The organism is Polaribacter sp. SA4-10 (genome assembly GCF_002163835.1).
In the GTDB taxonomy this organism is placed as follows: domain Bacteria; phylum Bacteroidota; class Bacteroidia; order Flavobacteriales; family Flavobacteriaceae; genus Polaribacter.
In genome coordinates, this window is sequence record NZ_CP019331.1 from 2,925,573 (window position 1) to 2,951,214 (window position 25,642).

The 25,642-nt window shown below is 31.1% G+C and carries 20 protein-coding genes; 7 read left to right on the plus strand and 13 right to left on the minus strand.

All coding sequences use genetic code 11. From position 1 onward, the window contains the following. Positions 1-2,042: DUF1566 domain-containing protein (locus tag BTO04_RS15385; protein ID WP_198342065.1), on the plus strand; the 2,042-nt coding region annotated here is incomplete at its 5' end. Positions 2,043-2,616: 574 nt separating this feature from the next. Beyond that, positions 2,617-4,632 carry a M3 family metallopeptidase gene (locus BTO04_RS12785; protein WP_087564868.1) on the plus strand — a complete coding sequence of 672 codons (2,016 nt, stop codon included), beginning with the start codon at positions 2,617-2,619 and terminating at the stop codon, positions 4,630-4,632. 109 nt (positions 4,633-4,741) lie between these two features. Here BTO04_RS12785 and BTO04_RS12790 read toward each other — a convergent pair whose 3' ends face one another. Both BTO04_RS12790 and BTO04_RS12795 read right to left on the minus strand, forming a co-directional pair. Further along, positions 4,742-5,986: a glycosyltransferase gene (locus tag BTO04_RS12790; protein ID WP_087564869.1), complete on the minus strand. Its 1,245-nt coding sequence runs from the start codon at positions 5,984-5,986 to the stop codon at positions 4,742-4,744. After that, complete coding sequence (locus BTO04_RS12795) at positions 5,987-6,460, minus strand: heme-binding domain-containing protein (protein WP_087564870.1); 474 nt, start codon at positions 6,458-6,460, stop codon at positions 5,987-5,989. Between the two features lie 135 nt (positions 6,461-6,595). Between BTO04_RS12795 and lpdA the strand changes: the two genes are divergently transcribed. Then, a complete protein-coding gene (gene lpdA / locus BTO04_RS12800; protein ID WP_087564871.1) occupies positions 6,596-7,996 on the plus strand; it encodes a dihydrolipoyl dehydrogenase in 1,401 nt (466 codons plus the stop codon). Between the two features lie 102 nt (positions 7,997-8,098). On the opposite strand, the gene BTO04_RS12805 is transcribed toward lpdA, so the two are convergent. The 6 genes from BTO04_RS12805 to BTO04_RS12830 all read right to left on the minus strand — a co-directional run bounded on the left by BTO04_RS12805 (position 8,099) and on the right by BTO04_RS12830 (position 14,401). After that, positions 8,099-8,602 (minus strand): hypothetical protein, encoded by a 504-nt coding sequence (locus tag BTO04_RS12805; protein ID WP_087564872.1) that lies wholly within the window; start codon positions 8,600-8,602, stop codon positions 8,099-8,101. A 74-nt stretch (positions 8,603-8,676) separates the two neighbouring features. Beyond that, positions 8,677-9,249 carry a DUF3575 domain-containing protein gene (locus BTO04_RS12810; protein ID WP_087564873.1) on the minus strand — a complete coding sequence of 191 codons (573 nt, stop codon included), beginning with the start codon at positions 9,247-9,249 and terminating at the stop codon, positions 8,677-8,679. Positions 9,250-9,465: 216 nt separating this feature from the next. Further along, complete coding sequence (locus BTO04_RS12815; protein WP_087564874.1) at positions 9,466-9,684, minus strand: hypothetical protein; 219 nt, start codon at positions 9,682-9,684, stop codon at positions 9,466-9,468. Between the two features lie 62 nt (positions 9,685-9,746). After that, entirely contained in the window at positions 9,747-13,124 is a 3,378-nt protein-coding gene (locus BTO04_RS12820; protein WP_087564875.1) for a hypothetical protein, read from the minus strand. Positions 13,125-13,155: 31 nt separating this feature from the next. Further along, positions 13,156-13,647: a methylated-DNA--[protein]-cysteine S-methyltransferase gene (locus tag BTO04_RS12825; RefSeq protein WP_087564876.1), complete on the minus strand. Its 492-nt coding sequence runs from the start codon at positions 13,645-13,647 to the stop codon at positions 13,156-13,158. Then, the gene (locus BTO04_RS12830; RefSeq protein WP_087564877.1) at positions 13,637-14,401 is read right to left on the minus strand and encodes a TatD family hydrolase; all 765 of its coding nucleotides are present in this window, start codon (positions 14,399-14,401) and stop codon (positions 13,637-13,639) included. Before BTO04_RS12830 ends, BTO04_RS12825 begins: the two co-directional genes overlap by 11 nt. Positions 14,402-14,559: 158 nt before the next feature. Here BTO04_RS12830 and BTO04_RS12835 point away from each other — a divergent pair, with 158 nt between their 5' ends. Continuing rightward, a complete protein-coding gene (locus tag BTO04_RS12835) occupies positions 14,560-15,912 on the plus strand; it encodes a DEAD/DEAH box helicase (protein ID WP_087564878.1) in 1,353 nt (450 codons plus the stop codon). Positions 15,913-15,917: 5 nt separating this feature from the next. Further along, entirely contained in the window at positions 15,918-16,283 is a 366-nt protein-coding gene (locus BTO04_RS12840) for a Na(+)-translocating NADH-quinone reductase subunit F (RefSeq protein WP_087564879.1), read from the plus strand. Between the two features lie 101 nt (positions 16,284-16,384). Here BTO04_RS12840 and BTO04_RS12845 read toward each other — a convergent pair whose 3' ends face one another. From BTO04_RS12845 to BTO04_RS12855, 3 genes are all read right to left on the minus strand, one after another. Continuing rightward, a complete protein-coding gene (locus BTO04_RS12845) occupies positions 16,385-17,482 on the minus strand; it encodes a response regulator (RefSeq protein WP_087564880.1) in 1,098 nt (365 codons plus the stop codon). A gap of 1 nt (position 17,483) precedes the next feature. Further along, a complete protein-coding gene (locus BTO04_RS12850; RefSeq protein WP_087564881.1) occupies positions 17,484-20,003 on the minus strand; it encodes an ATP-binding protein in 2,520 nt (839 codons plus the stop codon). Positions 20,004-20,479: 476 nt separating this feature from the next. After that, positions 20,480-21,325 carry an OmpA family protein gene (locus BTO04_RS12855; RefSeq protein WP_087564882.1) on the minus strand — a complete coding sequence of 282 codons (846 nt, stop codon included), beginning with the start codon at positions 21,323-21,325 and terminating at the stop codon, positions 20,480-20,482. A gap of 115 nt (positions 21,326-21,440) precedes the next feature. On the opposite strand from BTO04_RS12855, the gene BTO04_RS12860 reads away from it, so the two are divergent. Then, positions 21,441-22,433, plus strand: coding sequence for an FAD:protein FMN transferase (locus BTO04_RS12860; protein WP_087564883.1), 993 nt, complete (start codon positions 21,441-21,443; stop codon positions 22,431-22,433). A 198-nt stretch (positions 22,434-22,631) separates the two neighbouring features. Here BTO04_RS12860 and BTO04_RS12865 read toward each other — a convergent pair whose 3' ends face one another. Both BTO04_RS12865 and map read right to left on the minus strand, forming a co-directional pair. Further along, a complete protein-coding gene (locus BTO04_RS12865; protein ID WP_198342066.1) occupies positions 22,632-23,402 on the minus strand; it encodes a class I SAM-dependent methyltransferase in 771 nt (256 codons plus the stop codon). A 6-nt stretch (positions 23,403-23,408) separates the two neighbouring features. Then, positions 23,409-24,218, minus strand: a complete 810-nt coding sequence (map, locus tag BTO04_RS12870) for a type I methionyl aminopeptidase (RefSeq protein WP_087564884.1) — start codon at positions 24,216-24,218, stop codon at positions 23,409-23,411. A 134-nt stretch (positions 24,219-24,352) separates the two neighbouring features. Here map and BTO04_RS12875 point away from each other — a divergent pair, with 134 nt between their 5' ends. Beyond that, on the plus strand, positions 24,353-25,624 hold the full coding sequence (locus BTO04_RS12875) for an acetyl-CoA hydrolase/transferase family protein (RefSeq protein WP_087564885.1): 1,272 nt from the start codon (positions 24,353-24,355) through the stop codon (positions 25,622-25,624). The last annotated feature ends 18 nt before the right edge of the window (positions 25,625-25,642 follow it).

Here is a 25,642-nt window from a genome sequence, read left to right on the forward strand (position 1 = left end):
AGGGAGATGTCGGAGCAATAGGAGCACAAGGAATCGCAGGAGTTGATGGAATACAGGGAGATGTCGGAGCAATAGGAGCACAAGGAATCGCAGGAATAGATGGAATACAAGGAGATGTTGGAGCAATAGGAGCACAAGGAATCGCGGGAATTGATGGTGTTCAAGGAGCTGCTGGAGCAATAGGAGCACAAGGAATCGCAGGAATTGATGGAATACAAGGAGCTGCTGGAGCAATAGGAGCGCAAGGAATCGCGGGAATTGATGGTGTCCAAGGAGATGTCGGAGCAATAGGTGCGCAAGGAATTGCAGGAATAGATGGAGTTAAAGGAGATGTCGGTGCAATAGGTGCGCAAGGAATCGCAGGAATAGATGGAATACAAGGAGATGTCGGAGCAATAGGAGCACAAGGAATCGCGGGAATTGATGGTGTTCAAGGAGCTGCTGGAGCAATAGGAGCAAAAGGAATTGCAGGAGTTGATGGAATACAAGGAGCTGCTGGATCAATAGGAGAACAAGGAATTGCAGGAGTTGATGGAATACAGGGAGATGTCGGAGCAATAGGAGCACAAGGAATCGCAGGAATTGATGGAATCCAAGGAGATGTTGGAGCAATAGGAGCACAAGGAATTGCAGGAGTTGATGGTGTTCAAGGAGCTGCTGGAGCAATAGGAGCACAAGGAATCGCAGGAGTTGATGGAATCCAAGGAGATGTTGGAGCAATAGGAGCACAAGGAATTACAGGAATAGATGGGATTCAAGGAGCTGTTGGAGCAATAGGAGCGCAAGGAATTGCAGGAATAGATGGGATTCAAGGAGCTGTTGGAGCAATAGGTGCCCAAGGAATTGCAGGAGTTGATGGAATACAAGGAGCTGCTGGAGCAATAGGAGCCCAAGGAATTGCAGGAATTGATGGAATACAAGGAGCAATAGGAGCACAAGGAATTGCAGGAATTGATGGAATACAAGGAGCTGTTGGAGCAATAGGAGCACAAGGAATTACAGGAATAGATGGGATTCAAGGAGCTGTTGGAGCAATAGGTGCCCAAGGAATTGCAGGAGTTGATGGTGTCCAAGGAGATGTTGGAGCTCTAGGAGCACAAGGAATTGCAGGAATTGATGGTGTTCAAGGAGCTGCTGGAGCAATAGGAGCCCAAGGAATTGCAGGAGTTGATGGAATACAGGGAGATGTCGGAGCAATAGGAGCACAAGGAATCGCAGGAGTTGATGGAATCCAAGGAGCTGCTGGAGCAATAGGAGCACAAGGAATCGCAGGAATTGATGGAATACAAGGAGATATTGGAGCAATAGGAGTGCAAGGAATCGCAGGAGTTGATGGAATACAGGGAGATGTCGGAGCAACAGGAGCACAAGGAATAGCTGGTATTGATGGAGTTAAAGGAGATACTGGGGCAAAAGGATCCCAAGGAATCGCGGGAATTGATGGAATACAAGGAGATGTTGGAGCAATAGGAGCACAAGGAATTGCAGGAGTTGATGGGATTCAAGGAGCTGCTGGAGCAATAGGACTTCAAGGAATCGCTGGAACTAATGGAACAGTTGGAGCGGATGGTATAGATGGGCAAGGTGGTATTACGCAACAAGGATCGGAAATTTCAGTAACTGGAATAGGTACAGCTGGTGCCCCATACATTGTTAGCACAAGGGTTTATACAATTGGCTTATGGCCTGAACTAGGTGGATATGTTTTTAGAGTATCAGCAGATGGAAGACATGGCTTAGTTGTTGAAACAGTTGATCAATCAACTTCTAGTAATTGGTATACAGCTCAAAATATAATTAGCGATCCAATAAACCATAGTATAGATGGACAAAAATTTATGGATTGGAGGTTGCCAACAAAATACGAATTAAATGAAATGTATTTATATCGTTTATTAATTGGTGGTTTTATTAATAGTGACTACTGGGGTTCTACGGAGAATGATAGCAATAACGCGTGGATCCAGAATTTCATCCTTGGTATTCAGGGCAACGACAGTAAGAGCAACGCAAACTATGTGCGTGCAGTTCGGGCTTTTTAACAATTTAATTATTTATCAATTTAATTAGTACCGCGTAAGCGGTCGGTTTTAAAAAACACAAAACCACGATTACTTTTAAAAAAGTGGTCGTGGTTTTTTTGTGTTTCATAAAAATAATTACCTGTCATTACGAGGGAAGTATGACCGAAGTAATCTCATGATTGAAACGTCATTACCAAACATGAAGAATGCATGACGTGGTAATCTCATGATTGAAACTAAAAATAAAAAGATTGCCACGTCTTGCCTCCTCGCAATGACGTAAGTCCGCGTCATTGCGAGGAGTGATAACAACGAAGTAATCTGTTACTTTGCGGTTCTAATCATGAGATTGCTTCTTTCCACTGCGTTTCATTCGCAATGACAAAATGTCTCGTCCTAATATAGTGTTACACTTAACGCTATTTCAGGACAAGACAATAAGCTGAATAAAAATAGTTAGCAGTGTCAGTTGGTGTTCTTCTTGTTATAGCAAAAATTTCTGAACCACTGATTGGTGAACAACATATTGTATTTGTTTAACGATATAAAAACGTATTAATAGTTATCTTTGAAAAAAATATTCTTTAAAAAAATGAATCCACTTTTACAAGATTTTAACACGGCACCTTTTTCTAAAATTTCTAATACTGATTACAAACCAGCAATTAAAAAAGCAATTAAAATTGCAAAAGTTGAAATTGAAGAAATTGTAAATAATTCTGAAAAACCAAGTTTTGAAAACACAACAGTTGCGTTAGATTTTACGGGTGAAAAATTAGATAGAATTACAAGTATATTTTTCAATTTAAATTCTGCAGAAACAAATGACGAAATTCAAAAGATTGCTCAAGAAGTTTCTCCTTGGTTAAGTGAATTTAGAAATGATATTACTTTAAATGAAGCCTTGTTTAAAAGAGTGAAATCGGTTTTTGATATTAGAGAAACCTTAGATTTAAACCCTGAGCAAAAAATGCTTTTAGATAAGCAATACAAAGGTTTTGCTAGAAATGGTGCTAATTTAAAGGAAGAGGATAAAAATAAGTTACGTAAAATTGATACAGAGCTTTCTAAATTATCACTAAAATTTGGAGAAAATGTTTTAGCAGAAACCAATGCTTTTGAGCTTCATATAACAGCAGAAAAAGACTTGTCTGGTTTGCCAGAAAGTGTAATAGAAGCAGCTAAAGAAGTTGCAAATTCTAAAGAAAAAGAAGGGTGGGTTTTTACATTAGATTACCCAAGTTACATTCCTTTTTTAACGTATGCAGACAATAGAGAGTTAAGAAAAAAACTTGCAATTGCAGCCGGTAAAAAAGGCTTTCAAAAAAATGAATTTAATAATGAGCAAATTGTTTTAGAGATTGTAAACCTTCGCCACCAAAGAGCAAATTTATTAGGCTATACAACACATGCACATTTTGTTTTAGAAGAGAGAATGGCAGAAACGCCAGAGAACGTAATTGAGTTTTCTAATGAGTTGTTAGCAAAAGCAAAACCAGCAGCAAAAAAAGAATTTGAAGAATTAGAAAATTATGCAAAAAAACTTGATGGTATTGACCAATTACAAAAATGGGATGGAGCCTATTATTCAGAAAAACTAAAGAAAGAAATTTTTGATTTAGATCAAGAATTATTAAAACCCTATTTTAAGTTAGAAAATGTAATTGATGGTGTTTTTGAAATTTCAAGTAGATTATATGATTTAAAATTTGAAGAAGTTTTTACTATCGACAAATACCACGAAGATGTAAAAACCTATAATGTAACGGATACAAACGGAAATTTTATTGCTGTTTTTTACGCAGATTTTCATCCAAGGAAAGGAAAAAGAAACGGTGCGTGGATGACTTCTTATAAGTCTCAACAAATTAAAAACGGCGTAAATGAGCGCCCACAAGTTTCAATTGTATGTAATTTTACAAAACCAACGGAAACAAAACCTTCGCTTTTAACATTTAATGAAGTTACTACCTTGTTTCATGAGTTTGGGCATGCGTTGCATGGTATGTTGGCAAATACAACCTATAAAAGTCTTTCCGGAACTTCTGTTTATTGGGATTTTGTTGAATTACCAAGTCAGGTTTTAGAAAATTGGTGTTATGAAAAAGAGGCCTTAGCGTTGTTTGCAAAACATTATGAAACGGGTGAAGTTATTCCGATGAAATATGTAGAAAAAATTAAAGAATCTGCAAGTTTTCATGAAGGAATGCAAACGTTAAGACAACTTAGTTTTGGTTTATTAGATATGCAATGGCACGGACAGGATCCAACAAAAATTAGCGCTGTAAAAGAGTTTGAAAATGAAGCTTTTGCTGAAACTAGATTATACCCTGATGTAGCAGAAAACTCTATGAGTACGGCTTTTTCTCATATTTTTCAAGGAGGATATTCTGCAGGATATTATTCATACAAATGGGCAGAAGTTTTAGATGCAGATGCTTTTGAATACTTTTTAGAAGAAGGAATTTTTAACAAAGAAGTAGCAACAAAATTTAAAGAAAACGTGTTGTCTAAAGGAGGTACAGAGAAACCAATGGAATTATACAAACGTTTTAGAGGAAAAGAACCAAAACCAGATGCATTGTTAAAACGTGCAGGGTTAATTTAAATATGAGTTTTTCAGTATTCAGTATTCAGTATTCAGTACTCAGTGCTCAGTATTTAGTATTCAGTCTTCAGTTTGCAGTTAGATAATTACTGCAAACTGAAGACTGATTTTACTGAACACTGTTTTTAACTTCTATCCATTTACTCATGTATTTTGTGGCTTGTAAAGTTTGATGTTGTAATAAACTTCCTAAAAAATTCTGAGTTCTATGTGCTTCTAAGTTTTCTTGTACTTCTTTTATTTTGTTGATAAATGAAGGACCAATTTTCTCTTTATCATAAATATAATTGATGATATCTATTCCTGTTTCTTGGGCATTTTTCCACATTGATTTATTTTTATACAATTCTGCAGACATAAATGCAAAATCAGAAAAATTTTCCTCAATAAACCCACTCCAATTTAATCTACCACACATTCCTTCAGCTCCAATTTCTGTTGTAACACTTGGTGTGCCACAGATCATTGCTTCTGTAAGTTTCCCTTTTATACCTGCTCCAAAACGTAAAGGAGCTAAAACAACTCTTGCGTTGCCCACAACTTCTTTTGCGTTTTCTGCAAACCCTTTAATGATAAACCCTTCTTTTTTGTTATGTAATTCACTTATTTGCTGGTTAACATAGGCTCCATAAATATGAATTTCTGCTTTTGGCAAGTGCTCCTTTATTTCATTCCAAATCTCATTTTTTAGTGTTAAAACAGCATCAACATTTGGTTTGTGAAAGAAGTTACCGATAAATACAAAGTGTTCTCTTTCTTCAAATGATTTCCATTTTTTTTGTTGATGAATAGCTATCTTATCTAATAGAAATGGCAAATAATAAAGAATTTTCTCATCAATTTTAAAAACATTTTTTAGTAAATCCATTTCAAAAGTTGAAATAATTAAAGACAAATCACATCTTAAAATAGCCGCAATTTCTCTTTTAGCATCATCAGATTTCAACAATGCTTCAGTGGTAAACTCTTCTTCGTTTTTTAATTGTTGATGTCTCGTTTTTCTTAAAAAATGTAAATCTTCAGTATCTAAAATCCGTAAAGCTTTTGGGCAATTTTCTGCAACTCGCCAACCAAATTGTTCTTCCATCATAAAACGATCGAACATCACAATTGTTGGGTTTAATTCTTTTATAAAATTATTAAAAGAAGAATTATTTAATTCAATAGAAACTTCATTAATTCCTAAAGCCTTTAAATGTGACGCTTTTTCTCCTTTTTGAGCTGGAGAGGCAAAAGTAATTTTCCAATTTTGTTTTAGAAATTGTTCAATTAATTGTAGCATTCTGCCCCCTGCAGCAGAAGAATTGGGTTCTACCCAAACGTAGCCAATAATTAAAACATTTTGGATTTTCAATTATTTAGCTTTTAATTGTTGCTTGTAATTTGCTTGCACTTTTTTACCCCAAGCAACTACAGCATCAATTTGTTCTTGTGTTAAATTAGCTTCAGAATGCGTCCAAGTATAAGAATTTAAAGGCATTTCTCCTTCTTCAACTTCTTCATACAACTCGTCCATCTTATGCTCTTTCTTTTTTAAAGAATAGTCGTTCCATTTAGAAAAGTTTAAATGCTTTTTACCATCTTTAACATGCTCATCTAACCAGTAATTTACAGGTGTAATGTTGTTATACCAAGGATATGTTGTTTTTGCTGAATGGCAATCGAAACAAGTAGTTTCTAATATTTTTCTGACATTTTCTGGTGGATTTGTTTCTGCCATAAAAGCAGTTACAGATTCTAAACTTCCTTCATTTTTTTCAGGACCAAAAAATTGTGAAATCAGTAAAATAATAAGTAGTAACAGTGCTATTTTTTTAAGTATTTTCATTTGTCAAGTTTTAAAATGTTCTAGTGAGTAAATCTACTAAATTCCTACTTTGTTCTGTGAAAATATCCGTATTTTTGTCAACTATTATTAAAAAACAAACCGAAAGGTTATCGATTACGCAAAACAAACGCACTCATGAAATACGATATTATTGTAATTGGATCTGGTCCTGGAGGATACATTTCTGCAGTTAGAGCTTCTCAATTAGGTAAAAAAGTAGCAATCATAGAAAAATACTCAACTTTAGGAGGTACTTGTACAAATGTTGGGTGTATTCCATCAAAAGCATTGTTAGATTCTTCTCATCATTACTATGATGCAGTTCATCACTTTGAAGAACATGGGATTTCTGTAGAAAAAACATCTTTCGATTTTGGAAAAATGATAGATAGAAAAGCTAAAATTGTTGAAACAACAACAGGTGGGATTAAATATTTAATGGACAAAAACAACGTTGATGTTTATGAAGGTTTAGGTTCTTTTGAAGATGCTACACATGTAAAAGTTTCTAAAAAAGATGGTACATCAGAAATACTTGAAGGGACTAGTGTAATAATTGCAACAGGATCAAAACCATCAACGCTACCTTTTATCAGTTTAGATAAAGAAAGAGTAATTACGTCTACAGAAGCACTCATATTACCTGAAGTACCAAAACATTTAATTGTTATTGGTGGTGGTGTAATTGGTTTAGAGTTGGGTTCTGTTTATAAACGTTTGGGTGCAGATGTTAGTGTTGTAGAGTATGCTCCAAAAATAACGCCAACAATGGATGCGGATGTTTCTAAAGAATTACAAAAAGTTTTAAAGAAACAAGGAATCAAATTTAATGTGAATCACGGTGTAACTTCTGTTGAAAGAAATGGAGATGAAGTTATTGTAAAAGCAAATAATAAAAAAGGTGAAGAGGTTACTTTTACTGGAGATTATTGTTTAGTTGCAGTGGGTAGAAAAGCATATACAGAAGGTTTAGGGTTAGAAAAAGTGGGTATAGAAGTTAATGAACGTGGGCAAGTTTCTGTAAACGATCATTTACAAACTAATATTTCTAATATTTATGCTATTGGAGATGTAGTGCAAGGTGCAATGTTAGCACATAAAGCTGAAGAAGAGGGTGTTGTAGTTGCAGAATATTTAGCGGGAGAAAAACCACATATTGATTATAATTTAATTCCAGGAATTGTTTACACATGGCCAGAAGTTGCTGCTGTTGGTAAAACGGAACAAGAATTAAAAGATGCAGGAGTTGATTATAAAGCGGGTAAATTTTCTATGAGAGCTTTAGGTAGATCTAGAGCAAGTGGAGATTTAGATGGTTTTGTAAAAGTTTTAGCAGATAAAAATACGGATGAAATTCTTGGAGTTCACATGGTTGGTGCACGTGTTGCAGATTTAATTATGGAAGCTGCAGTTGCAATGGAATTTAGAGCATCCGCAGAAGATTTAGCAAGAATATGTCATGGTCACCCAACCTATTCTGAAGCTGTAAAAGAAGCTGCAAAAGCTGCTTGGGACGGTAAACCTTTAAATGCTTAAAAATTATAATTAGACTATTTTACATAGTATTACAATATTTCATTAAAAAACCAGAGAAGTTAAGTTCTCTGGTTTTTTTATTATTATATTTTTTGTTTTAGACTAAAGCCTCCAACCAATATTAAAACCTAATCTAGGAACAATAATTGGCGAGTTTGTACCAAATAAGTTTCTACCAGCACCTCCGTAAAGGTCAAAAACTAAACCACCTTCAGCAACATATTTTAAACCTACAGCAATACCTAAAGCACCATCAGTATATTTTTCATAAGTAATTTCACTTTCTCCAACCTTTTCAATTGCTGTTTTTCCAGAATTAATTCCTACAAAACCTTCACCAAAAAAGTTCCATTTTTCATTTGTAGAAAAATAATGACGGTAATAAGGTGTTATCATAGTATTCTCATTATATCTAAAAGCAAGGTCTTGTTCTGCAAGATTAAAAAGTGCAGAAACACCAAAAGAAGAATCTTCAGTTATATAGCTTTCATAAGAAAACTCTAAACTTCTTATAACCAAAGCATCTGCAATATCTAATTTAATTTCTTGTTGTGAGTATCCTAAAGAACTAATTAAAAGGCCAAAAGCTAAAAGTATTTTTTTCATTTATTTATTTTTATTAATAACCATATTTTGTTTCTAAAACTATAATACAAACATACTAAAATCTAATTGTATTTTTAGAATCTGTAACCTAAAGAAATTCCTCCTCTACCAACAATATTTGTGTCAAAAAAATCTTCATTCTCTTTAATTAAATTTCTTCCAACACCCAAATACACTTCAGCAATAAAATTCTTTCTAGTAATAAATTTACCACCAACAGATATACCAAGCGCAAAATTTGTTGCTTTTGTTGTCTGATTATTATATACATAATTTCCGTTATTATCATAGTAATAATCAGATGCTTCATTTCCACTTCTGTTTAACATTCCAAATGCTTCAACAAAAAAACCTCTTGCAGTAAAATTTTCTGAAAAAAACCATCGGTAATAAGGAGTTAAAGAAAACTCTCTTAAAAGAATATCCTCAGAATCATTAAAGTTATAGAATAAACTTACCCCAAAGGAAGAATCGTTATTAATTAAGTACTCATAACCAATGTCAAAAGATGAAAGTGCGATTAAGTTAAAAGTATTTAACTTAATCTCATGTTTTTTATTTACATCTTGTGGATAAATGTCATCTTTTTCCTGAGCAATTGAATTGGTGGTAATTAAAAGTAAGAATGCTAGTATGAATTTTCTCATAGGTTTTTTTAATTAAATTTTTTAATTGCAAATCTATTAAAAAACTACAAAGTATAAATACATCAATAAGAAGAATTAGGACTTAAAAGTATAATTTAACTTATTTATTATCTGTAGATAGCATAAAAAGTCCTTTTACCAGTATTTTTTTACCTTCAAAATCCTTAGTATTTAATACTTCTACAAATGATTCATTTTTTTCTCCAACTTCTAGTTTTACCTTTTTAAAGGTATAATCATTACTTGTAATTGATTATTGGTAATATCTTGAGCGGTTCCCATAGGTGTTTTTGCCAAGGAGAATATTCGGAAGCCAATAACAAAAGCAATAAATAAAAGAATAATCAGTTTATTTTTTAAATTGAATTTATGATTTTTTCTAACAGCATTCATATAAAAACGATCAACGTATTTTTCTAGATGAAATTTTGCCATTAGTGGGAACAAATAAATTGATTTTGATGTAATAATTGTTACTTATTACAAAAGGTAACCTATTAAAAAATGGCTTTTAATTGAATGTTTCCAGTATGAATTGTTTTAGAATTTTCACTTTTTCTACCTAAATAATTCAAGTTTAAATTTAAAAAAGAATTCAATTTTTGATTAAATAGAAAACTCCAAGTGTAGTTGCTACCAGTTTGTAAACCTTCTAACATTTGATAGGCAACAGGTGTATTTGAATCTCCAGTAAAATCATTTAAAAAAGCGGTAATATTTGCGCTAATTTGTTGTTGTTTCTTACTGATGTAAAAATATTCTAAACCAATTTTTTGTTGTTTTAAAACTTCAAAATCTTGTAGTTTATTTTCTTTGTTTTTATAATGATAAAAGGCAGAAAGACGATGGTCTTTATGATATAAGAAACTAATTTTTGGTTGAATTTCCTTGGTATTAATTTGATAGTTTCTATTGCTAAAATTTTCAGTTTCTAAATCATTATTAGAGCGTTTTCCAAGTACATCAAATAACCAAAACTTGGCAAATTTATGCTGAAATTCTAGTTGATTCAATTTGGTGTTGTTTTCCTGATTTCCAATAAAGTATTGTTGCTTATTTTTTGATTTTCCGTAGGTGTACGTAAAACTATATTTCTGTAAATTTTTATTGAAGTAGAAATTATTTCTGAAACTTAAATTCAGACCAATTAATTTGTTTTCATCAAAATCAAAAGGATTTAAATTAAAAGAATTCCCAATACGTTCTTGTTCATTGTCAACGGATAAAAAAGACTGATTATAAAAATGCGAAACTGTCTTTTTGAAACTGTTTTTATCCTTCCATTGTGCAGGATTTATTGTTAAAGATTGGCTCCATTTTGCACGTTGCGTAGCCGTATAGCGCAAGTTAGGTAATGGAAGACGTAAATATTCTGCTTGATCTTGAAATTGTGCAATTTCAAACTCATTAAACTCTTGAATACTGTTATTATTATAATCAATCCATGTATAAAACCCAAGTCCAGGCTCTGTTTTTACATACACATAATCTTGTCTGGCAACGTTACCGGATGAAGTTTCAAAGACAGTTCCTAAAGAGATAAAATCATTAAACAAACGTTGATTAAAAACGACCTTAGAATTTAATGATTTTTCGTTGTCAGAAAAAGTATTTTCTGTAATTCTATAATTTGCAAAAACAGCTAAGTTTGTTGCTTTATTCTGAATCAACTTACTATTGATATAAAATGTTTTACGGTTATTTATTTCGGTAAATTTATTTGATTTTACACTGTCGTTATTTCTATAGTTGAGTCCGATTTTCGCAAAAACTTTGGTAGAATCTCCTAAACCTAAATAGGTTTCATATTCTTTAAATTTATGACTTGTATTCACCAACTCTTGTGTGGTTTTATTCTTTTTATCGTTCGTTTCAAAATTGATGAAAGCACCAAGCCAGCTTTTAGTAAAACTTTGTTCCGCTTTTGCTTTGGCTCTAAAGAAGGAGTTTTTTTCTAACTCAGAAGTGTTGTTTAAAAAACTACCATCAACATAAAAAGATGTGTTTTTAAAATGGGTTTTAGCGTTTAAGATATGTTTTGTTCCGTTAAAGTTTTCTGTATAATTCAACCTATTAAAACTATAAGAAACATAGTCCTTTTTTTTATTTTCTAAAATGAATTTTGTTTGTAGTAAACTCTTATTTCCAGTGGTAGTAATTAGGTTCCAATCTCTTTTAAATTCGATAGATTCAAAACGTTGTTCAGTGAAAAAATTAGCATGTTTAAATTCGAAATTCACATCACTTTTTAATTGCCATTTTTTATCTATTAGAGTCTGTTGCCAGCCAATTAGAGTCGCAATTCCCGCATTTGAAGCATCATCAACAGAAGAAAATAAATTTAAATCATTATTACTAAAAGCGATTTCTGTATTTAAGGTTGTTTTTTCGTTTGGTTGATAGCTAGAACTTACAACTGCAATCTGATATTTTGAAGGTGCAATTAAACGAACAATTGGGTTATAATCACCTAAATTTTCACCAACAAATTTAAAGATGTTTCCAATTGCTATGGTGCTGTCAAAAGAATAATTTCCGTTATTTGTGCCAACATTTGTAAAGGTTACATTGTATAGTTCTGCAGTTTCATCTGTAGCATATTCAAAAGTTTCAATGTTGCCGTTTTGTGTTTTTTTATAGAGTATCTTGTTTTCAGAATAGGTGTCAAGATATGCACTTTCAGAGGTCATTAAATCTTGATTATTACCTGCATTTGCTAATATTTGCTTTTGATTATCTGTTAAACTTTGTTGTAGTGGTTGATTTTTTGCATCATTTTCATTGTAAAAATAACCGCTTAAACTAAATTTTTCAGTTTTAAAAGAAGCCTCTTCGTAGGTTATGAAACGAGAATAATTTCTGTCGGAATATTGAAATTCTACCGTAATTCTCATATCATTTGTAATAGGAAAAGTGGTGTTGAATTCTATTTCTGCTAAGTTGTAATCTATTGTGTAGTCTTCATCTTGGCCACGTTTTATGGCAATTCCATTTATATAAACAATTTCGCTTTTGGCAATAACAATTATTGCAGGTTCATTATTTGCACCAAGTAGTTTGTAAGGACCTTGGTTTCCTTCAACCCCAGTGAATTTAAAACTGCTAAATTTACCTCTAACAATAGCGCCAGAACCGCCTACTTTTAGGTTCTTATTTATGTTAGCTTCAACTTGTAAACCAGAAACTTGCTTATTAAATTTAAGAAAATAACTTTCTTGATTACTTAAAGAAATGTCACCAGCTTTTACGCGCCAATTTTTGCTGAACATTTCTATGAAAATTCGATCGAAATCTGTAATGTTTTGAGAATATCCATTTTCTTGTAACGGAATATTTGTGTCAAAAATATTTGCTCTTAACGTAACGTCTTTAGATAATTTACCAGAGATTTCTAAATCTAAAGCAGCATTTGTAACAGCGTTTTGATTGTTACCACCAGTAACTCCACGTGTAATAAAACCTTTGGTTTGTAAACCTTCAAAAAGTTTTATTTCTGAGGGTTTGTTGGTCGTTGCTAATTTGAATAATTTTCCTTGACTTCCTATATTTGGTAAAATTAAATTTTCATCAAAAGGAGAATAAACCTTTGTTAAAAATGCTGGAAATCTAAAATATTCAATAGTAATTTCAGGATATTTTTTAGAATTGATAATTAAAATGGCTTTTCTAAAATCAACTTTATATTCTTGTGAATTAATAATGGAATTCTGTGAATTTAAAACTTTAAATTTCTGTGAATTAATATTTATAGAATCTATTTGAATCGTATCTTTTTGAATACTTATTTTTTTAGTCCTGAATTCTTTGGATGTAGTTTGTGCTTGGGCACAAAACCCAAGAAGTATTAAAAAAAGAAGACAGATTTTTTTTGTCATAAAATACAAACGTAGTTCTAACAAAAATAGTTTAAAATAACGATTGTTGTTTTACAGGGCTTTCATGTTCTAGTAACCATTTTTTACGCCAAATTCCACCAGCGTACCCCGTTAAAGAACCATCAGATCCTATTACCCTGTGACACGGAATAATAATCCATATAGGATTTTTACCATTAGCAGCCGCAACAGCCCTAATTGCCTTTACATTATCAAGCGCTTTGCTTTGTTCTAAGTAAGTTTTAGTTTTATTAAAAGGGATATTTAATAACGCTGTCCAAACTTTTTTCTGAAAAGTGGTTCCTTTTGGATTTAATTTTAAGTCAAAATTTGTTCTTTCTCCAGTAAAATATTCTTCTAATTGAAGAACACAATCTTCCAAACATTCTGGAGTTTTTAAATTTAGGCTTTCATTAGAAATCGCATCATCATCTAAAACAGACACAGATTGAATTCCGTTTTCGTCTCCAATAATTTTTGCAGTTCCAATTGGTGTTTTGTAGTATGTAATTTTAGATTCCAAAAATATCTTTTGAATTTTGAGTAGTAATTTCAGCAATTTCTTCGAAAGTTAATTCATAAATAGCAACTAATTTATCTACAACTTGTGTTATGTAAGAACTTTCGTTTCGTTTTCCTCTGTAAGGAGTAGGAGCTAAGTAAGGTGAATCTGTTTCTAAAACAATCTGTTTAATATCAATTTCATTTAAAAATTTATCAATTTTTCCGTTTTTAAAAGTTGCAACTCCACCAATTCCAAGTTTCATATTATAAGAAATTGCTTTTTTAGCTTGCGCTAATGTTCCTGTAAAACAATGAAAAATTCCTCTTAAATCATCACTTTTTTCTGATTCTAAAATTTCAAAAATTTCATCAAAAGCATCACGACAATGAATTACTATAGGTAATTTTTTTTCTTTTGCCCATTGTATTTGAGTTCTAAAAGCTTCTTGTTGTTGAGGTAAAAAAGTTTTGTCCCAAAATAAATCAATTCCTATTTCACCAATTGCATAAAAATTACGTTTATCAATCCATTCTTTTACCAGGGCCAATTCTTCTTTGTAATTTTCTTTTACAGAAGTTGGATGCAAACCCATCATCAGAAAAACATCATTTGGGTATTTATTTTCTAAATCTAACATTCGTTCTGTATAAGAACTATCTATTGCAGGAATAAAAAAGCGAGAAACACCGGCATCTAAAGCACGTTGCATCATTGCTTGTCTATCTTCATCAAACTGTTCAGAATATAAATGTGTATGCGTATCTGTAATCATTTTTTAATTGAATTTACCTAGACAAAACTAAGTAATTCTATCGATGTTAAAGGCACTATTTTCTTTATTTATAAGGTCATTTTCTTATTTGTTTTTCAACAAAACGGTTATTGTATAGCGCTTTATAAAGCGTACCTTTGCAGAAAATTAGAAAGATGATGACTTTTGAAGATTTAGATTTATCAAATCAATTACAGTATGCTATTGATGATTTAGGATTTAAGAACCCTACACCAATTCAAGAGCAGGCTTTTTCTGTAGTAAGATCTGGTAAAGATGTTGTAGGAATTGCGCAAACAGGAACCGGAAAAACGTTTGCTTATATGTTGCCAATTCTTAGAGATTTAAAGTTTTTAAAAACGCAGCATCCAAGAATCTTGGTTTTAGTGCCAACACGTGAATTAGTTTTACAAGTTGTTGATGAAATTGAAAAATTAGCAGCCTATATTAATGTGCGTGTTTTAGGAGTTTATGGAGGTGCAAATATTAATACCCAAAAGCAATCTATTGCGCAAGGACAAGATATTATTGTAGCAACACCTGGTCGTTTGTATGATTTAGCGTTAAGCAATACTTTAAAGCTAAAAACCATTCAGAAATTAGTGATTGATGAAGTTGATGTCATGCTAGATTTAGGATTTAGGTTTCAATTATTAAACATTTTTGATGTGTTGCCAGAGAAAAGACAGAATGTGCTTTTTTCTGCTACAATGACAGAAGATGTTAATGCATTAATTTATGATTTTTTTAAAAATCCTACTAAAATAGCTATTGCAGTAAGTGGAACTCCACTTGATAATATTAAGCAACAAGCTTATAATTTACCTAATTTTTTTACAAAAGTAAATTTATTACATCACTTATTAAGAGATAAACAAGCCTTCCATAAAGTATTAATTTTTGTTGCTTTTAAAAGAAGTGCAGATTTGCTCTTTAAACATTTAGAAGAGATTTTTGGAAGCGAATCTTGTGTGATACATTCTAATAAAACACAAAATTATAGAATACGTTCTATTCGTCAGTTTGATGAAGGAAAAAACAGAATTTTAGTAGCTACAGATGTGATGGCTCGTGGTTTAGATTTTGATAATGTTTCTCATGTTATCAATTTTGATACGCCAGATTTTCCAGAAAACTACATGCACAGAATTGGTAGAACAGGTAGAGCAGAAAAAGAAGGAACTTCTATTTTATTTTCTACAAAGAAGGAAGAGGAATTAAAAGAAAGCATTGAGCAATTGATGGATTTTAAAATTCCTGTTTTAGAATTGCCAGAACAAGTAGAAATTTCTACTGAATTAACAGAAGATGAGCGCCCAAGAGAAGATCAAGGAATTTCAAAAAACAGAACTTCTTTAGAATATGTTCCTGGAGCTGCATTTCATGATAAAAGCGAAAAAAATAGTCAAGTTAATTTAGGCGGTTCTTACCGAAGAGAAATTGCTAAAAAATACAAGAAGCCAAAAACTCGTGGCGATAAAAATTACAATTTAAGAAATAAAAAGAAGTAATATTTATGCATATTTTAACTGCGCAAGAACTTCATAATCTTGCTATGAATATTGTTGGTAAGAAGCTCCAAAAAATGGGGTATGAGTTTCAAGCAATAAATAGTCAGTTAAAAAGACATCCACAATTTGTCTTATTTAAAAAAGGAGAACCTACAATTTTTGTGCTAGTAAAAGCAACAAATAATGTTCAAAATTCAGAAGAATATGATGTTTTATGGATGGAGACTTTTAAAGCACACGCAAAAAAACAAAACGCTAAAGTCTGGTTTGCAGGCGTTGGTATTGCAAATGCAGAAAGTGTAGAGAACCCTGTATTTAAAGATCAACCCTATTATGTTGCTTTTGAAGATTTTATCAAAATTCTAGAGTAAGTAGGTTTTTAGATTTGCAGGAGCCCTGTACCATTTTTCGAGTAACAAAGTAAAAATTAAATTTTTTATCATGTACTTAATATTCCTCAATTATTAAAATTTTACTGATTATTCTTCGTTTTTGGAAGGTTGAAATAGAACGTTGTTTCTATATTAGGAGTGCTTTCTACGTATATTTTTCCATTATAATTAGAAATAATTTTTTCAACAATACTTAATCCAGTTCCTGTAGATTTATTAGATTCAATTACTTCAAACATTTTAAATATTTTTTTGTGATATTTCGAATTTATTCCAATTCCGTTATCCTTGACTGAAAAAAGATAGTCTTTTTCTGTCGTCTCACATCCTAATTCAATGAAACCACTTTCTTTATCGATGTAGTCTAAAGCATTCTGTAGTAGAATTTCAAATACTTTTTTCAACATACTTTCATCGGCAAAAAGAACGGGTAGTTCATTCTTTATTTTAATTGTAATATGAGCAGGTGTGTGTATTTCATTTATTACTAGTTTTGCAATCTCGTTGCTGCTAATAAAAGTGTCTTTAAAAGTAGTGTTGGTAATGTTCTTGTATTGTTCAAGCTTTACTAATAGCAACTCCATTTGTTCTACTTTTTCTCCCATAAGTTGAACCGTGTTCGTAGAGTTTTCCAAATTGTTAGTTTCTGTTAGTTCTTCTTGAGACCAGGCTAAAAGGTCTGAAACGTTTCTTAAGGAAGATTTTAATTCATGGGAAATTAAATGCGCATAATTATCTAGTTCATCTCGTTGAACTTCAAGAATAGCAGACAACGTTATTGTCTTATCAATAATTTTTTGATCTATAATTATTTTCTTTTTAATTTTATTTTCAACAGCATTCAACAAATCATTTACATTTATAGGTTTTGTTAAATAATCTTCAGCTCCTAGGTTCATTCCATTTCTTATATCTTCTTTTTCACCTTTTGCAGAAAGAAAAATTAAAGGAATACTACTTGTTTTTTTATTAGTTTGTAGTTTTTTAAACATTTCAATACCATTAAGCTCTGGCATTAAAATGTCTGAAATAATAAGATCTGGATCTTCTTTCAATGCTATTTCAAAACCAATTTTTCCGTTTTCAGCTTGAAAAACAGTATAATTTTCCATTACTAAGATGTCGAAAATTTCTTCTCTAATGGCCAATGTATCCTCTACAATTAATATTTTATGCATACTATTTAGTTCTTTTTGGGATTTTAACAACAAAGGATGTACCACTTCCAATAGTGCTATTCACTATTATTTTACCTCCTATTACTTCTATAGCTTCTTTTGCAATTGACAAACCAAGACCTGTTCCCTGAATTAAATCTACATTCTGTCCTCTAGTAAAAGGTTGAAATATATTTTTGAACTCAGATTCTGGAATCCCGATACCATAATCTATAATCGAAATAATTATGTGGTTTTTTTTAGAAGCTAATTCAATATGAACTTTTTTATTACGTGGAGAATACTTTATAGCATTACTTATTAAATTTATAAAAATATTTCTGCCCAATTTTTCATCAATAAATAGGTCAGATTTTTTTAAACCTTCATTATCAATTAGTAATATTTCGTGAGATTTTTTGTGAGAACTATAGACCTCTTCAATAATTTCATAAATAAAATTTCCAAAATTTATATGTCTGGGATTGTTTTTAAGCTTACCTGCATCTGCTTGTCCAACAATTAAAATGTCATCCAATAATTTTGTCATATGCATTACTTGATCTTCTATTTTATCTAGCTTTTTTTCAATCATAATTGGTTCCATTTTAGTCCAGTATTTTTTAATAGATCCGGCAGCAAAATTAATAGCAGATAATGGTGTTCTAAATTCATGAGAGGCTGTAGATACGAATTTAGACTTTAGTTCACTTAGTTCTTTTTCCTTTTTCAAGGCTTCATGTAACTCTCTGGTTCTTTCATCTACCATAAGTTCTAGTTCTTTTCTGTAACTAGCTAATTCTGTAATATCTTGCCCTACACCAATAACCCCCGTAATTTTACCGTTCGCGTCACGGCGCGTACTCGAGTTTAATAATACCATTACACGGTGGCCATTTTTGGTAAATAATGGGAACTCAAAGTTGGCAGTTTCCTTCCCTTTTAAAGCGTCATCTAATACTTTTTTTACGGATTCTCGGTAATCTTCAGTTATGTAGGTTTGTACTAGATTTTTTCCAAATACATCGCCTTTTTTAAATCCAGTAATTTTCTCAGAAGTTTGATTCCATTCATTCACGAGTCCTCCACTATCGATACCAAAAATAGGCGCATTTGCAGTATCAATTAATCGTGTCAAGTCACGTGCTACGTGTTCCATCTTAGAACGATAACCATCGAGTTCTTTTTGAAAAGCAAGTTCTTTTTTAGCGATGGCTAATTCATTTGCTCTTTTTTCCTTTTCTTTATTTTGAAAAGCAAGTTCTGTATTTGCAAGCACTAATTCGTCTGCTCTTTTTTCCTTTTCTTTATTTTGAAAAGCAAGTTCTGTATTTGCAAGCACTAACTCGTCTGCTCTTTTTTCCTTTTCTTCATTTTGAAAAGCAAGTTCTGTATTCGCAATATTTAATTCGTCTGCTCTTTTTTCTTTTTCTTCATTTTGAAAAGCAAGTTCTGTATTCGCAAGTACTAATTCATCTGCTCTTTTTTCTTTTTCTTCATTTTGAAAAGCAAGTTCTGTATTCGCAAGTACTAATTCATCTGCTCTTTTTTCCTTTTCTTCATTTTGAAAAGCAAGTTCTTTATTCGCAATATTTAATTCGTCTGCTCTTTTTTCTTTTTCTTCATTTTGAAAAGCAAGTTCTGTATTCGCAAGTACTAATTCGTTTGCTCTTTTTTCCTTTTCTTCATTTTGAAAAGCAAGTTCTGTATTTGCAAGTACTAATTCGTCTGCTCTTTTTTCCTTTTCTTTATTTTGAAAAGCAAGTTCTTTATTCGCAATATTTAATTCATTTGCTCTTTTTTCTTTTTCTTCATTTTGAAAAGCAAGTTCTGTATTTGCAAGCACTAATTCGTCTGCTCTTTTTTCCTTTTCTTTATTTTGAAAAGCAAGTTCTTTATTCGCAATATTTAATTCATTTGCTCTTTTTTCTTTTTCTTCATTTTGAAAAGCAAGTTCTTTATTTGCAAGCACTAATTCGTCTGCTCTTTTTTCTTTTTCTTCATTTTGAAAAGCAAGTTCTTTATTTGCAAGCACTAATTCATCTGCTCTTTTTTCCTTTTCTACATTTTGAAAAGCAAGTTCTTCATTCGCAATATCTAATTCATTTGCTCTTTTTTCCTTTTCTTTATTTTGAAAGGCAAGTTCTGTATTCGCAATATTTAATTCGTCTGCTCTTTTTTCTTTTTCTTCATTTTGAAAAGCAAGTTCTTTATTTGCAAGCACTAATTCGTCTGCTCTTTTTTCCTTTTCTACATTTTGAAAAGCAAGTTCTTCATTCGCAATATTTAATTCGTCTGCTCTTTTTTCTTTTTCTTCATTTTGAAAAGCAAGTTCTTCATTCGCAATATTTAATTCGTCTGTTCTTTTTTCATTTTCTTCATTTTGAAAAGCAAGTTCTTTATTTGCAAGCACTAATTCGTCTGCGCGGTTATCTATGTCTTTGTTTAGAAAAGAAATTTCTAAACTTTTTTCCGTAGCTATATAATCTGCCTTTATTCGTGCTTCTTGTTCTCTTTTTAGTGCTTTTTTTTCTATGTCCAACTGTTGTTCGTTTTTAGGGTGTGTGTTTTGTTGGTTGTATACCGTTTATGCTTCGCGATTATGGGTTGAACTATTTTGATACCAAACTGGTTTTCGACGAACTCTAAAAATTTATTAAATATGAATTATATTTTATAATTACCATATCTAAAATTAACAGCGTTTGGGGACTCTTAGGTAATAATAAAGATTAATTTAAAAAGTTACTTAAAATTAAATTTGAAAGTTTGAGGGTTAATGTTTAATTTAAATCAGCATAATTTTATGTAATACCATCGTTTATGTCTTGATACGAGTTAAAATTCTACCTATTATTTTTTCTAAAAAGAAGTTCTTTTTAAGAATAAATTTATTAAATATACGATTTTTTACTCAATTTACGATTTTTTACTCATTAAGGTGATCGGGAAAATACTTTTTTTACAAAAAAAAACCACTCAAAAGAGTGGTTTTTATATTTTAAAAGAGACTGAAAATTAGTTTTCTTTTTGCTCTAACAATTCAAAGAATTGATTTAATTTAGGCATAATAATAATTTTTGTTCTTCTATTTTTAGCTTTATTTTCAGCGGTATCATTAGGTGCTAATGGCACATATTGACTTCTTCCAGCTGCAATTAACCTCTCTGGTTTTACACCATATTTGTATTGTAAAATTCTAGTAATTGAAGTAGCTCTTAAAGCAGATAAATCCCAATTGTCTTGAATAATATTTCTTTTAATTGGAGTCGCATCTGTATGACCTTCAATCATAACTTCCATTTTAGGCTGGTCATTAATAACTTTAGCAATTTTTTCTAAAACAGTGTACGCATTATCAGTTACATTATAGCTTCCGCTTTTAAATAATAACTTATCAGATATAGAGATAAACACTACTGTTTTTTCAACCCTTACTTCAATGTCTTTATCTTGAATACCGTTTGTTAAATTTTTAGTTAAATGATATTTTATGGCAAGATTTAAAGAATCTTTTTGTGTCATAGCTTTTCTAACACCATTAATATATTTGTCTTTTTCACTTAATTGAGAAATAACATTTTTAATATTATCTGAAGAAGATTGTGTTAAAACAGTTAAGTTTTCAACTTGTTTTAAAGCTGTTTTTTTGTCCTCTTTTAAAGATCTAACTTGTTCTGTTAAAGAAAAGGCCTTAGCACCCTCTTTTTCATTTTCAATTACACATTTTTGTAAACTAGCTTTTACATTTACTAATTCTGCTTTTGTTTGATCATGTTTTGTTTGTAATGTAACAAGTTCTTTCTTAGATACACAAGAACTTACTAGAACAATCGATAATAGGAGCAATGATATTTTTTTCATATTATAGTCTTTAAATTAAGTTAACAAACTTAACAAAATGTAACCACAAAAAGTAGCTTTAACTACATTTTGTGAAAAATTTAAGCACTATTTTTGTTATTAAATTCAAAATTTGATGAAATTTAAAAAGCTACTTGTAATTCTAACAGTTTCAACTGTTTTACTTTCTTGTACAAAAGAAGAAAAACAACAAGATTTCATTTTAAAAGGACTTGTTTTTGGAACTACGTATAAAATCGTTTATTTAAATTCTTCAATAAACTATCAAAAATCTATAGATAGTTTATTCTATTTAGTAAATAAATCAACTTCAACCTATTTACCTACTTCAGATATTTCTAAAATAAATAAAGGAGAAACTGATGTGAAAGTAGATGCTATTTTTATAGAAGTTTTTAATAAGTCAAAGCGAATTTTTAAAGAAACTGATGGTTTTTTTGACCCAACAGTTGGTAACTTAGTAAATGCCTGGGGTTTTGGACCAAAAACAGGAAAGAAAAACTTAAGTGATGATGAAGTGAAAAAACAAATGCAGTTTGTAGGCTTAGACAAAGTGAAAATTGAAAATAGAATTGTTATAAAGGAAGATTCTAGTATTTATTTAGATTTTAATTCTATCGCAAAAGGTTTTGGGATTGATGTTATTGCTCGTTTTTTTAATACTAAGAATATTGATAATTATTTAATTGAAATTGGAGGTGAAATAAGAGCAAATGGTTTCAAAAAAAATAATGAACCTTGGGTGATTAAATTAGTGAATCCTGTAAAAAAAGATTCAGAGAATGGGTTCAAAAAACTAAATATCTCTAATAAATCTATGGCAACTTCTGGTAATTATAGAAAGTTTAGAATTGCTGAAGATGGAAAAAAATATGTTCATACTATAAACCCTAAAACGGGTTATGCAAAAGAAAGTAATTTATTAAGTGCTTCTGTAATAGCCAACTTAGATTGTGCAGATGTAGATGCTTATGCAACTGCTTTTATGGCAATGGGTTTAGAGAAAACAAAAGAATTTTTAAAAACTCATAAAAACCTGCATGTTATTTTATTATATGTAAACAATAAAGGGGTCATAAATGAATTTACTACATACACCTACAACTAGGTAATTATATTACATAATATATTTGCTATGTCGCATCATAAAATTGAGAAGAATTAATCTAATTATTAGAAATTTATTGCTAGCACTTTAAAGTGCAATAACTTTTACCATTTCTAATGCACAAGCTAATACTGAGTTAGCAGTTGAGTATATAAATGCAGTGTCTTTTGATGATTATATGCTATGAATGAAATAAAATTATTTTTTATAACATACAGGAAGAATTTCATTCTTCATTAAACAAAATCGTTCTAGTTTTTCTGGAGTAATTTTTTGTGTATAATCAACTTCATCTACTTTAAAACCAATAGCACGAAGTTTGTTAAAATAATCGCGACCATAAACTCTAACATGGTCATACTGTCCAAAGATTTTAGCACGTTCTTTTCTATCAGTTATAGTGTTATCCTCAAAGGTTTTTTCTCTAGATAAATCTTGAGGAATTTGAAATATTCCCATACCGCCAGTTTTTAGAACTCTGTATAACTCTTGCATGGCTTTTGTATCATCATCTATATGTTCTAAAACATGATTACAAAAAACAACATCAAATTCGTTTTCTTTAAAAGGTAAATCGCAAATATCTGCTTTTACGTCTGCAATAGGAGATTCTAAATCAGAAGTTATATAATCCAGGTTTTTTTGCTTTCTAAAAATATCTAAAAAACATTGTTCAGGAGCAATATGTAAAACTTTTAATTTTTCTTTTGAAGTAAAAAAAGCAGTTTCTTGCTGAAGAAAAAGCCACATTAATCGATGTCTTTCTAAAGCTAATGTAGAAGGAGAAAGTGCGTTTTGACGTTGTTTTCCATATCCATAAGGCAAAAATTTGCGAAAACTTTTGCCATCAATTGGATCTGTAAAATTATCTCCTTTTAAATAAAAAGCGATAATGGGTCTTACCCAATAACTTGCTTTTATTAAAAAAGGACGTGGAATTGTATTTAATATGGATTTGAATATAGACACTAAGTGTTATAAATTAGCTCTAAATTCATCTTCTTCATTACTTTCAATACCTAAAGCTTCATAAATATATTTAAAAGTAGAAAGTAGTTCTGGTTTTCCATTAACAATTGCAATATCATGTTCAAAATGAGCAGATGGTTTTCCGTCTAAAGTTGTAATTGTCCAACCATCAGAATGTTGTTTTATTTTATGAGTTCCTAAATTGGTCATAGGTTCTATAGCAACTACCATCCCTTCAACAAATTTTTTGCCTCTTCCTCTTTTTCCGTAATTTGGCATTTCTGGATCTTCGTGCATTTCACGCCCTAAACCATGACCAACTAATTCTCTAACAACACCATAACCATGATCTTCTGTAAATTTTTGAATTGCATAACCTACATCACCAACTCTATTTCCAGCTTTCAACTCTCTAATACCAACGTATAAACTTTCTTTGGTAATGTCTAATAATTTTTTTGTGTCAGCAGCAATTTCACCTACAGCAAATGTATACGCATGATCACCATAAAAACCATTTTTCTTTGCACCACAATCAATAGAAATAATATCTCCCTCTTTTAATAGTTCTTTGTTAGGAATTCCATGAACTACTTGAGCGTTTGGACTCATACAAAGCGTATTTGGAAAGTCATATAAACCTAAAAAACCAGGAATAGCACCTTCTGCTCTTATAAAGTCTTCTGCAAGTTTATCTAAATATAAAGTAGAAACACCTGGTTTTACTTCTTTTGCAAGCATTCCTAATGTTTTTGAAACTACCAATGCACTTTCGCGCATAATTTCTATTTCTTCTTTAGTTTTTATTTTAATCATCTTCAAATATATTGAATTGCAAAGGTACTTATTTAGATTTTTATTTTATCATCAGAATTATAAGATAAAATATGATATAGTTCATTTTTTAGAAAAATGTTTATTCGGTAATTTGCTTTATAAATAAATAAAGAGTGTATAAATTAGCAACAGCATCAGAAGCAGTAAAGGTTATTAAGTCTAACAATAGGGTTTATATTCAGGCAGGAGCTGCAGCTCCGCAAGAATTAATAATTGCAATGACGAATAGGCATGAAGAATTAAGAAAAGTAGAAGTTTGTCATCTACATACAGAAGGATTAGCACCTTATGCTAATGTAAGTCTTAAGAAGAGTTTTCATGTAAATTCTTTTTTTATTGGTTCAAATGTGCGGCATACAATAAAAGTAGGAAATGGTTCTTATACACCCGTTTTTTTAAGCGAAGTTCCAATGCTTTTTAAGCGAAACATACTTCCTGTAGATGTAGCTTTAATTCATGTTTCTAAACCAGATAGACATGGCTATTGCTCTTTAGGTGTTTCTGTTGAAGCAACTTTAGCTGCTATAGAAAATGCAAAACATGTAATAGCACAAGTTAACCCACAAATGCCTCGCGTTCATGGAGAAGGAATTATACATGTTTCTGAAATTGATACTTTGGTTGAAGTAGATACTCCAATTTTTGAACATTTGATGCCAAAATCTACTGAAGTAGAACATAAAATTGGTGCGTATGTTGCTAATTTAATTGAAGACAAAAGTACACTTCAAATGGGAATAGGAACAATTCCAAATGCGGTGTTGTCTAAATTAGAAAATCATAAAAATTTAGGTTTACACACAGAAATGTTTTCTGATGGAGTTATAAATTTGATAGAAAAAGATGTAATTAATGGAAATTACAAAGGCATAAACCCTGGAAGGTCTTTAGCTACTTTTTTAATAGGAAGTAAAAAATTATATGATTTTGTTGACGATAATCCGTTTGTAGAGTTACGATCTGCAGATTATGTAAATGATGCTTCAAATATAAAGTTAAATCCAAAAATGGTTGCAATAAACTCTGCTATAGAGGTAGATTTAACTGGACAAATTTGTGCAGATTCTATTGGAGGGAAATTGTATTCTGGTGTTGGAGGTCAAATGGATTTTATGAGAGGAGCTTCTTTAAGTAATGGAGGAAAAGCCATTATTGCACTTCCCTCAATGACTAAAAAGGGAGTTAGTAAAATTGTTCCTTTTTTGAAAAATGGAGCAGGGGTTGTTACTACAAGGGCGCATGCTCATTATATTGTTACAGAATTTGGTGTCGCTAATTTGTATGGAAAAACATTAAAACAAAGAGTTAAGGAGTTGGTTAAAATTGCACATCCAACTCATAGAGAACTTATTGAAAAATCATATTTTGATGAGGTAAGAGACTAAGATTAGATATTAAAAAGA

Bases quoted from the DNA above. Each gene is read 5' to 3' on its own strand.
- BTO04_RS12785 (WP_087564868.1), top strand. From the start codon at position 2,617: ATGAATCCACTTTTACAAGATTTTAACACGGCACCTTTTTCTAAAATT.
- BTO04_RS12795 (WP_087564870.1), bottom strand. From the start codon at position 6,460: ATGAAAATACTTAAAAAAATAGCACTGTTACTACTTATTATTTTACTG.
- lpdA (WP_087564871.1), top strand. From the start codon at position 6,596: ATGAAATACGATATTATTGTAATTGGATCTGGTCCTGGAGGATACATT.
- BTO04_RS12805 (WP_087564872.1), bottom strand. From the start codon at position 8,602: ATGAAAAAAATACTTTTAGCTTTTGGCCTTTTAATTAGTTCTTTAGGA.
- BTO04_RS12810 (WP_087564873.1), bottom strand. From the start codon at position 9,249: ATGAGAAAATTCATACTAGCATTCTTACTTTTAATTACCACCAATTCA.
- BTO04_RS12815 (WP_087564874.1), bottom strand. From the start codon at position 9,684: ATGGCAAAATTTCATCTAGAAAAATACGTTGATCGTTTTTATATGAAT.
- BTO04_RS12820 (WP_087564875.1), bottom strand. From the start codon at position 13,124: ATGACAAAAAAAATCTGTCTTCTTTTTTTAATACTTCTTGGGTTTTGT.
- BTO04_RS12830 (WP_087564877.1), bottom strand. From the start codon at position 14,401: ATGATTACAGATACGCATACACATTTATATTCTGAACAGTTTGATGAA.
- BTO04_RS12835 (WP_087564878.1), top strand. From the start codon at position 14,560: ATGACTTTTGAAGATTTAGATTTATCAAATCAATTACAGTATGCTATT.
- BTO04_RS12840 (WP_087564879.1), top strand. From the start codon at position 15,918: ATGCATATTTTAACTGCGCAAGAACTTCATAATCTTGCTATGAATATT.
- BTO04_RS12845 (WP_087564880.1), bottom strand. From the start codon at position 17,482: ATGCATAAAATATTAATTGTAGAGGATACATTGGCCATTAGAGAAGAA.
- BTO04_RS12855 (WP_087564882.1), bottom strand. From the start codon at position 21,325: ATGAAAAAAATATCATTGCTCCTATTATCGATTGTTCTAGTAAGTTCT.
- BTO04_RS12860 (WP_087564883.1), top strand. From the start codon at position 21,441: ATGAAATTTAAAAAGCTACTTGTAATTCTAACAGTTTCAACTGTTTTA.
- map (WP_087564884.1), bottom strand. From the start codon at position 24,218: ATGATTAAAATAAAAACTAAAGAAGAAATAGAAATTATGCGCGAAAGT.